This window comes from Pantoea sp. RSPAM1 (genome assembly GCF_038816185.1).
Lineage (GTDB): Bacteria > Pseudomonadota > Gammaproteobacteria > Enterobacterales > Enterobacteriaceae > Pantoea > Pantoea ananatis.
Genome location: NZ_CP046137.1, coordinates 2,144,361 through 2,157,703, shown reverse-complemented (window position 1 = coordinate 2,157,703; position 13,343 = coordinate 2,144,361). Strand labels below are relative to the sequence as shown.

Here is a 13,343-nt window from a genome sequence, read left to right as displayed (position 1 = left end):
GCGCGTCTATCGCGCTGATAAGGGCACTACGCAGGTCACAAACCGAATAGGAAAAAAGAAAAGGCTCTGTAAACACAGTTTTCTAAGCCGAAAGGTGGTACTTGCATAAAAAAGCCCCGGTCGATGCCGAGGCTTAAAAAAAGATACTTAGGTTAAACTATAACTATGCGTTTATTTATCTAGCTTTTTTTTAACTTCTTCAGGTATTGAATCACGAATCTTCAAGGCCTCTTCAAAGTACTCGACCAGCATCTTCGAAATATCAAGCTCCAGAAATCTTTCATCCCCCCCTTTCTTACCCTGGCGATAATTTGTCTAACCTGCGTTGTTGGAGGAAACACGGGTTCCATATGCTTGACAATCGCCATCGCTATCTGCTCAGGGGTAACTGTTTTTTTTTCCATAATTAACAACTCCTATGTATGAGACTTAGTTATAACGTTGAAAAATACTCACGCAAAGAAGAAGTTCTTATTTAATGAGGAAAAACGACAAAACCCGCACTATGGCGGGCTTATTATACTTTTGGCAACATACCAAATTAGTCTTAAATATCGTCTATTTTGTTCGGTTTTGCAATAGCCAGCTCGTATCATTGTCATAATTTGGTTCTGGCACACAGGCTAAAACGTTACCCAATGATTCAACGTCTAATGATGCCACTGCACTCTTCAGCATCTTCCAGTGATGTGCATAAACCTCGCACCATGTTGAGCGTGATACGCCCAAGTGTGTAGCGAGCAGCGCACCTGCATATTTCTTGTATGTATCGTTCATCTGCTGCGCTGCGACTTCCTGCACAGCCAACCAGACGAGGGAAACAACCCGCTTTTTGGTTTTCTTCAACAAACCGAGCGGCAGATGATGCTGATGTCCATCCCAGATAGCCTCACATATCATTGTCTGATAGCGGAACGTCAGATCGAAACCATAGCAGTAGCGCAGCCAGGCCTGCTGATGCTGCGGCAGCATGTTTACCGCGCGGCGCCAAGGTGCGGCGGCAAATTCATAATCATCTATCGGGGGTAACGGCCTACGGCGGCTTCGTGTCTCCAGTATGTACAGCGCCGTATTCTCTGCCTTCACTGTACGAGTTCCGCCCTTCCCATCCTCCAACTCAACTAAATGTACTGGCCTGCGTGGATTGCTGTTTTTGTCTGCCAGCGGGTTTTCACTGAATGCCTGCAACTGGCCTTTCGTTTTGCCTGATGTATCCATCAAAGCCTGCGTAAGTTCTATACGAGCGTATTCGAGTAATTGCGGTGTCATTTCTCAATCACCTCATTCTGCCAAAGGGGCAAAGGCTCTTTACACCCTGCTCGGCGGATCCTTGACTTCGCGTTGCGCTCAATTTGGATAAGTTTTTCGATATTCTGGCGCCGCTGTTTTTCTTCACGGCGGAGATAATCAACGGTATCTGCCAGTTGCACTTCTCGCCGAGCAATAGACAGCAGATAATCGAACGGATCCAATACGCTATCGCAACGGCGACAACGAACCTGTCGCTCGTGTTCATTTACAGAGACGGCTCGATGAAAACAGCACACCTTTTCACCTTGAGGCAAGAACTGTAAATCGCTTTTTCCCTTACCCTCTTTAGCTGGGAATGTAACGATATTCAGCAACTCACTTTCTGTTTCAGTGCTCACAGCTTGCCCTCCCTTCTTAGAATTGCCTGAGTGCGAAATACTCCCTCGGCGTGAAACAAGCGAAGTTCATCATGAGAGAAAGATGTTTTGATGCGTCCATCGATAGCTGCATGGCAGGCATCACAGCCCCATGCGCCCTGTGTGTCATCAGGTTTACAACCTGTTCCGCAGGTCCCGGCGAGCCGGTAATGGGCTAACACGGTCGTTTCTGGATTGAAGTTACAGATACCCGGAATGCGGACAGTGCAATCACGCCCGCGAGCTTCTTTGCGGAAATTAACTTTCCCCATTCAGCACCTCACCGACACATTAGTTTGAAAAATGCGCTTCACTTCTTCGGGCCAAATATTCATGCGGCTAACTCCAGTAGCTGCATGGCCACATTTTCAGCTTCGGTTTCAGATGTGAATTTACGGAAGAGAATGGTGTTCCAGAGGACGTTAAAAACAGACTTGTAGACCTCTAAAAATTCTCCTTCACTCATACTGGAGAAGGCGATAGAACGAGGCTCACGGCGGCGGGTCAGGTCCGGAAGGATAAATTCATCATAAAAGCCAGCCTCGATTGTGGCCCATTTCCTGAAGGCCTCAAACGACTTGGTAATGGCGAAGCCATTGGCTCTACGTTCGGCAGATGTTTGATTATAAGCATGCTCTGTATCGACGAGGATTTCCACGTTACCGGCGATTGAAACCAGATAGCGGACGTACCCTCTCAAATAATTTTTTTCAGCAGGAGTTACAGTACCGCCTGTTGGTGTCCAGTATTCAAAGCCAAGATTGAGTAACGCGAAAAAACGTTTATGGAAAAGGTAATTTCTGGCCTGTTTAACATCACAGTTGAGCCACACGCCTGTTTTGATGCGCTGAAGAAACAGTCTACCCTCAGGCGTAGCCGGGGATAGAGTTTCAGGTGAGGATTTCACAAGTTGTATAAGTGCCATCGGTTGATCTCCGTGGCACAGTGTTACTCAGTAGGTTGTTCAGACCTTACAACAACAATTATAACCGAACTCATTCAGAGTCAAAAGGCTTCAAACCAGCTTTAACTCTTGCTTCGTCCATGGTGCGAAGTGAAGTTACAAACTCATCTTTACGCAACTTGAACCCCCTTACCGCCGAGCCCCCAACAAACTTGATTAGGACCAGGCCCGAGTAATGATTTAGCCCTGGTATAAGTCTATCTGGTATATGCATACATCGCCCCTTAGATTTAGAGCCACAATAATATTCAGACAAAACAACTGTACAAAAGCACAGTAAAACTATACCAACGAATTTTCAATACTTAAAAATGTGTGTTGGTTGATTATATCCACTTGAAAATATTGCTAATTTTTTGTATAGCAAACCGTTAATTAAGAACGGTGACAGTTGATTGTAGGGAGAATTTGACAATGGATATTAGGAAAATTTATACAAAATTTGAGTTATGAGTAATGCGCTGCAACTTTACAATAATTATCACTGGCCCTATTTTTTTAAGAGGTTTCTCAGCCTGCGCAAACGTTTAGAACCCCGCGCGGGCGGGGTTTCATTGTTTGTCTTTTTCGCGTTTATCTTGCTCTGGCTTCCATTCGAGTCCGCACATATCGCATGACCATTTTCCACCAGGGTTCTTCCTTGGCCCCCAAAAGTTGCAGAATGGGCATGTTCTTGGTCTGTATGCTATTTTCTGTCCTCCTTCTGATTAACTAGGCCAGCCCCCATAGCAAAGCTCATCAACTATCCAATAGGTAACTTTAGCTGTTTGGGCAAAAACTACATACAGCGGGAGCTTAATCAGATTGTTTTAATAACTCTTTTGGTATAGGCCTGATACCACTATCTCGGATCATCCTGACTATTTCAGATGAGTTAGTTGACCTCGCGATGGCCACAGCATAAAGCTCTCCACCATCGTTTATAAGACTCACTTCAAAAAATTTAGATGGTTTGACTGCTCGCTGTTGATGGCTGGACATTAAAACCGTCTCGTGAATTACCAGGTTCTTTTTAGGGTAATCATCACGTTTAATTTCACCATCCAACCCATGACCAATAAGTAAGTAATCAACTTCCACTATTATTTCTCCTTATGATAAACCATGTCCTTACCGCCAAGGAACGGCAGCACAGTATTTCTTTAATACTGGAACTTTTTACGAAAATACTCAATAGCGTTTTAGACTGTTGCATATACATGTGCGATATCCGGATTAATCATACGCTCCTTTTAAGCCACATTGGGCGTAGCTAAGTCCGTATTAAATTTACAGGTAACTCTTAGGTTTGTGGAATTTTTTAAGTTCTAAACTCGACCTAGAAAAGGTTACAATACTTTTAAGCTTATGTATTTTAGGATTTTATAGTTGAGAAATTCACTAAGGACTCAAAACTTTAATCAAATTATCTTCAACAAAATCATATTGTTCTTTTACTGTACTATAAAATTCTGCAGCACCAGGAAAAATTATCATATCCTCCTCAGTTACCTGTTTGCTGTTAAGGATTTGTCTACCTTTTAATTCAGACCACACTGACGAGTGAAGGAAACACCAAAAATTTCTAAGGTTTGAACTCCTTTTTACTTCAGTGGAATACCTATTCACAAAATCTATAGCGTTATATGATAGGGTCGCTATTCTACTAATTGACGAATCAGAATCATTGAGCACGCCTGTTTTCGATACTTCTTCATTACATTGAAGCGCTAATGATTGGAGGATACTTGTTAACCATTTTTCATCCTCTTTCTTTTGCTGTTCTCGAAATTGCTGAATTGAGCTTTCGTTGGATTTTTTAGCTGCATCAGATGCTTTATAGCTAAAACATGCTGCAGCACATGTGCCAGCAGCGATTGCAATGTTGATCCAATCTTGGCTGTGTAGACTCACTATAATTCCTCAAGTAACGTTCACAATCTTCATTATCAACTATTCCATTAGAAATTCTACTTTTATCTAGCGCTATCAACTAAAGGAGTGAAATATTAGCCATCACAACCCCGCCTTAGCACGAAGCCAGATACAGACAGCGCCATCTTCGGTGTCATGGATAGAGCCTACAAACCAGCCATCACCTGCAGGTTCTTTAGGATTCCACGCAGAGAGGTCATAACCATCAACGTCTGATTCTATTTCTTCCTCATCGCGATAATCGACTGTCCACTCCAAACCTTTCGATTCCATCCACTGATTGAACTCAGTAGGATGGATATATTCGCGGCCGTCACAGAAGGCCAGATAGTCAGGATGTGACCAGTAACCGTATTGATCGCGCTCTACTGGTAAAGCGGTTAATGAAGCGCGCTCAGCATCTTTCGCATTATCCGCAGTGTCATGGGTGCCGGAGCGGAGGCTTTCGAGAAAATCATCCACGCGCTCTTTGATTTCTGAATGCACAACATCCGCAGCCTCTGATTTGTCATCAAATGCATTAATGTCACTAAGAACGTGGGCTACGTCGCGCAGAGAGCGATTCCAGAAGTGCGATACAGCATCTGCCCGCACAGAGTTCAGGTAAACATCATGTTCTGGCGTGGCTGGTAAGGGATAAGTTGATCTAAGAGAGTTGCTTTCACCGATGAGCTGGCTGATAGTTTTTTCGAAATCTGAAACTACTTTCTTATGAGCCGCTTTCAGCGCATTAACCTCGGCTGCTAAGGCATTTGACGACTGCTGTAAAAAGTCGCATTTTTCAAAGGTGGCCATTACAATTTCAGCATTTTCACGGTTGGTAAAATCTGCAATTGCATGACTCAGGCCAGTTTTTTCACGTTTGTAAAGTGTAAAAAATTTAGCCTCATTATCTGCGCAAGTTTTAATATCCCTGTCGATTTCAATGCACCCTGAAACGTAGTATTTTTTCATTTGCGCAACACATTCCCTAGTTAAACCAATTTCGTTTGATATTTTTTGAAGGGTTTTCTCATCCTCGCCGATATCCCCTTCGATCCATTCAAATGAAATAAGCCTTCCGTTCTCAACAGCACCGATATTGAAATCATCGCTATCTTGGTCATCGTAACCATGTTTGATCGCTTGTTGTTTGTCAGGGAACATTCTCAGGTCTGAACTGTACTCAATCGAATAACCTGAATCACTACAACGAGCCTTACGGATAATTACTATAAATTTTCTATCCATCTTTTTCTCCATCGTTCTTATTAAAACCCTGATTCCATCCTGGTGGAATATCATAATCGCAATTAGACTCCGCTAAGGATTTAAATTTGGAAGGCACATCCCAATCTTCAAGGTAATATTCACCAGTGCCAAAAAATATCTTGGCTTGTTTAACAAATTGAGTATTTGTTTTTTTAGTTGCGGATATGTAATTGGCATAACGTTTAACGCCCGAAATCAAATCCGAAACTTTCACACCAGATTGAATTTGCTCGGTCCAGATTTTGAATGCTTCCGCCTTGCTGTTCCCTCCTGCTCGTTTGGGGTAAAGCCCCCACGCTTTTTCAAATTCCACTGGGTATTTCTTTTTGGATGATTGGCCATGCCCCAATGTGTTTTTCTGATCCTGATCCTGTTCCTGATCCTGTTCCTGACTTCGAAGCCCCTCCGTAGCCCCTTCATAACCCCTCTCATTTCCGCGCTTAAAAATAAGATGAAAATCAGTTTTGTATCTTTCGTAAAACAATGAAAGAAAAGGGTTTTCAGGCAGTGCTGAATAACAGTTACGTACTCCCGCACACTTGTTATCACCTGGCTTCAATGCCCTGCCTACCTGGTAAGCGGCCATTTCATGCACCCAAACCATCTCAGAAGCCTCGTCATAGCTGCAAAACCCCGCTTCAATGGCCCTTTCAAGCCCCTTTGCAGCCCCTTCCAAGCCCAGACCCGTTTCATGCGACAGATAGGGTACCGGCAAGTAATACAAACCGAGCATGTTCGAGTGAGGAGACGTCATAAGATAAAACGCAACAACCTGTGCCTCTGCCCCCGCTTTTCTTAATTCGCGGCCTGTTTTACCAAGCCAGAATTGCGGCGATACAGTTGCATAATCACGCATAATTGCCCCGGTAAACTTCCCAATTATCGGTATTAAGCAAACGCTCAATAGCGAGCTTTATGGCAATAAACGCCGCAATGGCCTCATTAATCGCCTGTAAAACCAAATCAGGCGCTGCACCTAAATGAACTGCATTAACAGCCTGAATACCCTCTTTTGCCGCCAGAGCTGCAAGGAAAACCGGGTCATCAGGAGTTTGCAACTTAGCGCGTCGCTCAGCCGGTAAAGCTGCCAGCGCTATAAGGATTAAACTCTCTGCCTGTGGGCCGTAACGAGGACCATCAAAACCGCGAAAAATGCGTTTAACGCGCTGCGTTGCGTTATTTAGCCCCTTCGCTGTGTCGGTCTTAGGTAAAATTTTCCCACCACCATTAGCGTGATAAATTTCAGCCACTCTAAGGCCGACAGTCTTCCAGCCCACCTGAATCGCCCAATCCTCCAGTTCTGCAGCAACTGCATCAATCCGTGGAGTGATTTTCATGATTCAGTTCTCCAGCTCTTTTTTGTTTAGCATGGCGATCGTAGAAATCAGGGTCGTACTTCAAAACCCCCCCCGATGCACTTTGCAAACGGGAGGCTCTACCTTCAGGAACCAACATCCCCCATTTATAAATCGATGGGAGTTTCACCCCCGCAGCTGAAGCCAGCTTGCTTTTAGTTCCAAAAAAATTGAGTGCGTCCTTAGTGAACATCGTCCAACCTCTTTAATTAGCCATAGCTAATAAAATACACATAAGCCATAACTCGATCAAGAGATATTAGTATTAGCTAACTATGACAATGAAAGACAAAACACTTGGTGAGCGCATTCGCTCCCGCCGTAAAGACTTAGGCTTTACGCAAAAAACCTTAGCTAAAGCCCTACAACTCACCGATGTTTCGATTTCCCAATGGGAACGGGACGATAGCGAGCCTACGGGTAAGAATCTACACGCCCTTAGTAAGGCCCTGCGTTGCTCTCCAACATGGATTCTCTTTGGTGATGAGGATAAAACTCCAGAAGAACCAAGCGCGCTACCCGTCACTATGGATGCAAGACAGCAGGAACTTTTAGACCTCTTCGACGCGTTGCCTGAATCCGAACAAGATGCTCAGCTCAATGAAATGAGGGCTAGGGTTGAAAACTTTAACCGGCTGTTTGATGAACTGCTAAAAGCTCGCAAAAGAATGGAAAAAAAGTAATTCAATAAAAACAATTACTTGTATAAAATCACGCCCCATAATCAAGTTAAAACTAAATTTTCTGTTGATCAATTTATTAGCTGTAGCTAATCTTATCCCCATCAACACCAATCACCGCACAGTGATTACTCAGTAAAAACGTTCCGCTGGCCCAGCGTAAGGGCACATATGCAGGAGGAGCCATGCACAAGCCGCTTGTAAGTTGGACCCCGGATAAAGGCGGTTTCTACCCGGTGATTTGCCCAAGGTGTAATCGTACTATCGGATCAGTCGATACCCTAGCGGGTAAATCTGAACTGATTAAGAAAATGAACGCAATACATTTTTGTACTGCTAAAAATGTACGCATTATTAATCGTTCAACATTAATTCAAGCTCAAAAGGAGGCAAAAAAAAGAAATTTTGATCTCGCCAATAAATTATTAAAAAAAGCATATTTTATTTAGAAGTGTCCAACACCAGGATTTTATGCCCTAAGGGTAGGCAACTTATCATCTAATTAAGGAGTTTTTATGATCCTGTCATCTACTGTAACTGCTATTGAATTAAAAATCGAAAAATTATCATCAGGTTTTGCTTCATTTAATTGCGACGACCTTGTCAATGGGATCGTTCACGTGCCATCTAAGGATAAAGTAACTGTGATTCTGGATGGCGGATTTTTACTTGGTGAATACTGTTGCCTTGAAGAGGCAATTTTAAATATCAGTAGATTAATCACAAAAATCAAACTCGCTGAAATGACTTCCGGCATTACTTATAAAGCTTATCAGGCTGCTTTTAAATCAGGACAATCATTAACGAAGCATTGATGATACTGGCCCCGCATCGGGGCCTTTAGTCTATTGATGACAACACTTCAAAATAACCATGAGGTGAAATTTGATTATAAGCATCAGGTTCAAGAAATTGTCTCTTATCAATGGTGAAGAGATTGAATTAAGTGTTGCTTCATCTGCTATGACTGACACTTTTACAAATCTTATTCAGGAGGGTTACATAACAGTTGAGGATTTAATTTATCAAGCTATTCGACAGCTCGAAATTTGTGACTGCCAACACTTGGGAAGAGTATTACCCGAAGAAACTTATAACAAACTAATAAACACCTATGAATCTGTGAAAAATGGAGACAATCATGTCTAAACAGAAGGTCTTTATTGTAGGTTTTTTGCCTGACCAAAAAACAATCGATGAGACTGGTGCGCACAAGCTGGCTATAGCCTTTGAAGCCAGAGATCATAAACATGCTCAAGCTAAGGCTATGTTTCTTCTTATGGAAGAATATCCGGCTGCTCAGGAAGCTGAGCATAAATTGGTTTTGTGCGAAGACTCCCCTGGAATGCCTCGGCCCGCGCTTGATAAATGGGATGAAGAATTTTTTTATCAGTACGACTGGGATGAAAAACTGAATCATCCTGTAGAGCGTGAAACAAAGGTTGATTTCAACAAAATCGCCTCCTCATCGAAAGCCGCTGTCCTTGTAAAATACAAGACTACTGACATCACTGCTTCTATGTATAAAGAAGCTCTTGAATTGCAGCAGGAAGAGCAAAACACGTTCGATGGCCATCTCATTGAGGCTTTAAACAGAACTCCCGAAGTGATGTCGATGTATCCGGAACGGATCATCGAAGCCATCGAGTGGACTCAGCAAAATTGTTCCCTGAAAAAGAAATGGCCTGAGATTAAAGCAGCGTTAAATGACTGGCTTAAGCAGCACCAGCAGTCCAGAAATGAATCCGCTAACAGTGAGATTTTCGCTGGCGTTCCTCAAGTTATACCGCGCCCTTATAAACACACTTATAAAACACTCGATCTCGAAATTGCGATAGCGCTTTGGGTTGGTGATATAGACCCCAATGCACCTTTGGCCTCTGTTACTCGTTGGGCTAACGGTATTATCAAAGAAGATCGAGAGGACTGGAAACGGTGGTCTACGCAGCTTCGCATCCAGGAAAACATCCTCAGTTATGACCGTCCAACTATTTTCAATGTTGTTCGTAATGCCCCTGCCCCTGACACCTATCAGTTCCCTGAATCACATGGTCGCTATATAGCCCAGTATCTGGCCGCTCACGGCAAAATGGAGCAACAACCCAATGAAACCGAACAAAACACGGCGGAATCAACTCGCGTACTGGAACATGAAGCACCAGAAACTGATTCAGTGGAACCGCAATACACTGGTGATGACCCAGCAGCGGGGACGGTGGAAACTGCGGCACCTGTAGAACGTACCGGACCATTCTACTATCGCACCGCCGATGGCCAGCCAGGCCGTGCTAACAAGCAGGCAAAACTCGAAGCCTTTATTGAACAAGGCTGCATCGAGATCACTAAAGAAGAATATCAGGCTCTAAAAGAGGCACCGCCAGTTCAGCAGCCGACCAGCAGTGATCAACCCGGTATCAATTACCTCGGTAATGGCCGTTTCAGCATTGAAGATTTGGCGCCAGAGCAGTCGCAAACCAATGACAAAAACGCCTCAAATGAAGTCGAAAAAACGGAAGTAGCCGCGAAACTGCCTCCTGTTACTACTTTTCAGTCAATAGGTGCAGCACTGGAGCATGATCTCGCTGGAAAAGGCGACAACATGAAAATCTGGCGGAGCGTAATGCGCACAGATCCCCGCTATACCAAAGACCTTGCTGGCGCAGGTTTCGAAGGTACCAGCATCAATGCTGAGTACATGATTATGCGTGCGACCGAAATTTTCGGCCCCATCGGCACTGGCTGGGGCTTCGAGGTTCTGGAAGATCGCATGCTCCCTGGCGCACCAATGAGCGAAGCCATCTATGAAGATAAAAAATTCATCGGAAATCGCCTGCTTAGGGACGGTGACGGCACACTGATTACCGAAAAAAACCACAGCATTAAAATCAAATTGTGGTACGCCATCGAGGGCGAAATTCGTGGTGAGGTGGAAGCATATGGCGCAACTAAATACCTCTACAAAACTAAACACGGGATTACTTGTGATGGTGAGGCACAGAAAAAATCCCTGACTGATGCCATCAAAAAAGCGCTCTCTCTCTTGGGGTTCTCTGCGGACGTGTGGCTAGGGCTGTATGACCAGCCGGAATACAAACAGGAAAATGCCCTTCAGTTCGAGCTGGCCAACGCCAGCGATAAGGCTGAAAACATCCCCCGTATCCGTAAAGAACTGGACGAAAAATTTAAACTAAACACCGACACCATGCGCACAGCGGTTACACCAAGTGAAGTGTCCGGTATCGCCTCATCCCTCACCCGCGTAATGGGCGTTCATCTCAAGGCGGCCCGTGAAAAAGCCGACCACGAATACACCAAATATCTCGAGGGTCGTCTGCGCCGACTCGAAGAAGTTAAATCTGAATGCCTCGCCAAATTGCAGGAGAAAGCAGCATGAGCAACCGAACTATCGACCTCGCTTTTGAGCTATCCAAACTGGAGTCCCTAGCTTTAGAAGGCGGTGAGCTTACCCCTGAAATGATAGCTGACACGCTTGAAGGCATTGAGGGAATACTGGAAGACAAGTTCGACGCCACCATGAATGTTATCCGCGATTTTGATGCAAAAGCAGAAGCCTGCAAAAAAGAAGCTGCCCGTGTTGCCGAGCGTAAAAAGCACTGGGAGCGTCAGACATACGCACTCAAAAGCTACCTTCTGCAATGTCTTCAGGCGAGCAATCGCACCAACTTTAAAACAACGCTCAACACTTTTACTGCTCGTAAAGGTAGCGTAAGCCTGAGGATCGATGACGTTGATTTGTTACCCGATGAATTTGTTGAGTCGCATACCGAAGTTGTAACCACCATAAAGAACGACGAATTGAAAAAAGCCTTATTAGCTCTGGCAACCAAAATTGAAGCGACCAAAGCTGCTGGAGAAGAACCAGACCCGGAATTGATTAAATCGATCCCCGGCGCTCACCTTGAGACAGGCCCAGTGACGTTACAAGTTCGATAAACCGAATGCGGCCAGAAATGGCCGCTCGTTGAGAAGAACGTTATGAAAAATGACGATGAAACATATTACGCATTAAGTAAAGGCAATCTGGTTTTCCCCACACCAATTAAACCAGATGATCGAAAAGATTATACAGAAGTTATTATTTTCAATATGCAAGCTGGATACAGAAGGCATCACGGATTATTAGAATTAACCCCCCAACCCAAGAAGGTAAGAATAAAAAAAACTTATGCAAACAAGGCTAAAACACATGCAAAAAACAAAAACTCCTCTAAACCCAAGCCGCAAAGCAGTAGGCAGAGTTAAAAATCCGTTGCCTATACCAGTCAATTGTCGTTTTTGCAATGCGGAGGTCCGAATTGCTACGCATCAAGAGGTATATGGAAGAGACTACAGCGACTGGCCTTACGTTTATTTATGCATTGATTGTGGAGCATATGTAGGGATGCATCCATTTACTGATGTGCCATTGGGTACACTTGCTGATTTTGATACGCGACAGGCCCGTAAACGTTGTAAAAAACCTTTCGAAAAAATATGGCGTTCTGGACTGATGAGCAGAACGGAAGCTTATCACTGGCTCGCTAGAGAATTGAATATAAACGTTTCAGCCTGCCACTTTGGTTGGTTCGATGTTGAACAGTGCGAATCAGCAAAAAGAATTTGCGAAAAATTAATGAGGAACAGTAATGGCTAATTCATTTAAGCAAATGGCTAAAGAAGGTGTGATTAAACGACCGGATGGAAGAATGCTTATTCGTCTGGACGATATCCATGTAATTGAAGGATTCAATTCTCGCGATTATGGCTCTCCCGAGTGCCAAGCAGCTGACGAAAGTTTGTTTCAGCATTTAATGGCTGGCGGTGCAGTACCCGCATTGGAAGTTAAAGCCCTTGATAGCGGTGGCGTCTGGATAGTAGAGGGACACAGACGTTACCGCTGTTATCAACGATGTCGTGACGCGGGTTTACCCGTAGACTGGATCAGCATCGTTCAGTTCAAAGGAAGTGACATCGAAGCTCAGGCGCATGTGATGAAGTCCAACAATCAGTTGGCATTAACGCCTCTTGAAAAAGCAATGAATCTAAAGCGTATGGCTGCTTTCAACCTTACGAACTCTGAAATTGCAGCATATGTGGGGTTGTCTATTCCAACCGTAGAAAAACTGCTTGCTTTGAGTCAGGCAGATCATGCCGTACAGCTGAAAGTGAAAAACAATGAGGTTTCCGTAGACGTGGCAGTAAGTCGAATAGAGGAATTCGGTAGTCGTGCGGCGGAAATTCTTGAGAAGGACAAAGCGAAAGCCGCCTCTTCAGGTAAAAAGAAAGTTACTCGAAGCGTTATAGCGCCACAAATCAGTATGAAAAAAGCCCGTCGCCTCGTTGAGTTAATCGCCCTGGCAGGAATAGATGCTGACGGTATTATTGCACTATCAGGAGCGGTTTTAGATGAAGTAAATGAGATCATCAAAGAACAACTGTTGATCGAGGCAGAACGCCGGAGAGCCGCATGAAGGATAAATATTGCCAGGACTGCGGTTGCAGGATTCGGAGT

At 44.2% G+C, this 13,343-nt stretch carries 19 protein-coding genes; 9 read left to right on the top strand and 10 right to left on the bottom strand.

All coding sequences use genetic code 11. From position 1 onward, the window contains the following. Positions 1-558: 558 nt before the first annotated feature. From GKC68_RS10630 to GKC68_RS10585, 10 genes are all read right to left on the bottom strand, one after another. Complete coding sequence (locus GKC68_RS10630; RefSeq protein WP_342656829.1) at positions 559-1,269, bottom strand: bacteriophage antitermination protein Q; 711 nt, start codon at positions 1,267-1,269, stop codon at positions 559-561. Further along, positions 1,266-1,649, bottom strand: a complete 384-nt coding sequence (locus GKC68_RS10625; protein ID WP_342656828.1) for a hypothetical protein — start codon at positions 1,647-1,649, stop codon at positions 1,266-1,268. Before GKC68_RS10625 ends, GKC68_RS10630 begins: the two co-directional genes overlap by 4 nt. After that, entirely contained in the window at positions 1,646-1,939 is a 294-nt protein-coding gene (locus tag GKC68_RS10620; protein WP_342656827.1) for a DUF1364 domain-containing protein, read from the bottom strand. The genes GKC68_RS10625 and GKC68_RS10620 overlap by 4 nt, the downstream gene beginning before the upstream one ends. Before the next feature lie 59 nt (positions 1,940-1,998). Beyond that, the gene (locus GKC68_RS10615; RefSeq protein WP_342656826.1) at positions 1,999-2,592 is read right to left on the bottom strand and encodes a DUF1367 family protein; all 594 of its coding nucleotides are present in this window, start codon (positions 2,590-2,592) and stop codon (positions 1,999-2,001) included. Between the two features lie 834 nt (positions 2,593-3,426). Then, positions 3,427-3,711 (bottom strand): hypothetical protein, encoded by a 285-nt coding sequence (locus tag GKC68_RS10610; RefSeq protein WP_342656825.1) that lies wholly within the window; start codon positions 3,709-3,711, stop codon positions 3,427-3,429. Positions 3,712-4,011: 300 nt separating this feature from the next. Further along, positions 4,012-4,524, bottom strand: coding sequence for a hypothetical protein (locus GKC68_RS10605; protein ID WP_342656824.1), 513 nt, complete (start codon positions 4,522-4,524; stop codon positions 4,012-4,014). A gap of 102 nt (positions 4,525-4,626) precedes the next feature. Next, positions 4,627-4,872 (bottom strand): hypothetical protein, encoded by a 246-nt coding sequence (locus GKC68_RS10600; protein ID WP_342656885.1) that lies wholly within the window; start codon positions 4,870-4,872, stop codon positions 4,627-4,629. An 895-nt stretch (positions 4,873-5,767) separates the two neighbouring features. Continuing rightward, positions 5,768-6,652: a DNA-binding protein gene (locus GKC68_RS10595; protein ID WP_342656823.1), complete on the bottom strand. Its 885-nt coding sequence runs from the start codon at positions 6,650-6,652 to the stop codon at positions 5,768-5,770. Beyond that, positions 6,645-7,133, bottom strand: coding sequence for a toxin YdaT family protein (locus GKC68_RS10590; protein ID WP_342656822.1), 489 nt, complete (start codon positions 7,131-7,133; stop codon positions 6,645-6,647). The genes GKC68_RS10595 and GKC68_RS10590 overlap by 8 nt, the downstream gene beginning before the upstream one ends. Next, positions 7,111-7,344, bottom strand: coding sequence for a Cro/CI family transcriptional regulator (locus GKC68_RS10585; protein WP_342656821.1), 234 nt, complete (start codon positions 7,342-7,344; stop codon positions 7,111-7,113). The genes GKC68_RS10590 and GKC68_RS10585 overlap by 23 nt, the downstream gene beginning before the upstream one ends. An 88-nt stretch (positions 7,345-7,432) precedes the next feature. Here GKC68_RS10585 and GKC68_RS10580 point away from each other — a divergent pair, with 88 nt between their 5' ends. From GKC68_RS10580 to GKC68_RS10540, 9 genes are all read left to right on the top strand, one after another. Next, positions 7,433-7,834, top strand: a complete 402-nt coding sequence (locus tag GKC68_RS10580) for a helix-turn-helix domain-containing protein (protein WP_342656884.1) — start codon at positions 7,433-7,435, stop codon at positions 7,832-7,834. Between the two features lie 182 nt (positions 7,835-8,016). Further along, the gene (locus GKC68_RS10575; RefSeq protein WP_342656820.1) at positions 8,017-8,280 is read left to right on the top strand and encodes a hypothetical protein; all 264 of its coding nucleotides are present in this window, start codon (positions 8,017-8,019) and stop codon (positions 8,278-8,280) included. Between the two features lie 66 nt (positions 8,281-8,346). Continuing rightward, on the top strand, positions 8,347-8,646 hold the full coding sequence (locus tag GKC68_RS10570) for a hypothetical protein (RefSeq protein WP_342656819.1): 300 nt from the start codon (positions 8,347-8,349) through the stop codon (positions 8,644-8,646). A gap of 97 nt (positions 8,647-8,743) precedes the next feature. Then, positions 8,744-8,980, top strand: coding sequence for a hypothetical protein (locus tag GKC68_RS10565; protein WP_342656818.1), 237 nt, complete (start codon positions 8,744-8,746; stop codon positions 8,978-8,980). Then, complete coding sequence (locus tag GKC68_RS10560; protein WP_342656817.1) at positions 8,973-11,225, top strand: exodeoxyribonuclease VIII; 2,253 nt, start codon at positions 8,973-8,975, stop codon at positions 11,223-11,225. Before GKC68_RS10565 ends, GKC68_RS10560 begins: the two co-directional genes overlap by 8 nt. Continuing rightward, complete coding sequence (locus GKC68_RS10555) at positions 11,222-11,785, top strand: siphovirus Gp157 family protein (RefSeq protein WP_342656816.1); 564 nt, start codon at positions 11,222-11,224, stop codon at positions 11,783-11,785. The genes GKC68_RS10560 and GKC68_RS10555 overlap by 4 nt, the downstream gene beginning before the upstream one ends. Positions 11,786-11,827: 42 nt before the next feature. Then, positions 11,828-12,094 (top strand): hypothetical protein, encoded by a 267-nt coding sequence (locus tag GKC68_RS10550; RefSeq protein ID WP_342656815.1) that lies wholly within the window; start codon positions 11,828-11,830, stop codon positions 12,092-12,094. Then, positions 12,039-12,485 carry a zinc-finger-containing protein gene (locus GKC68_RS10545; RefSeq protein WP_342656814.1) on the top strand — a complete coding sequence of 149 codons (447 nt, stop codon included), beginning with the start codon at positions 12,039-12,041 and terminating at the stop codon, positions 12,483-12,485. Before GKC68_RS10550 ends, GKC68_RS10545 begins: the two co-directional genes overlap by 56 nt. Next, positions 12,478-13,302, top strand: a complete 825-nt coding sequence (locus GKC68_RS10540; protein WP_342656813.1) for a chromosome partitioning protein ParB — start codon at positions 12,478-12,480, stop codon at positions 13,300-13,302. Before GKC68_RS10545 ends, GKC68_RS10540 begins: the two co-directional genes overlap by 8 nt. The last annotated feature ends 41 nt before the right edge of the window (positions 13,303-13,343 follow it).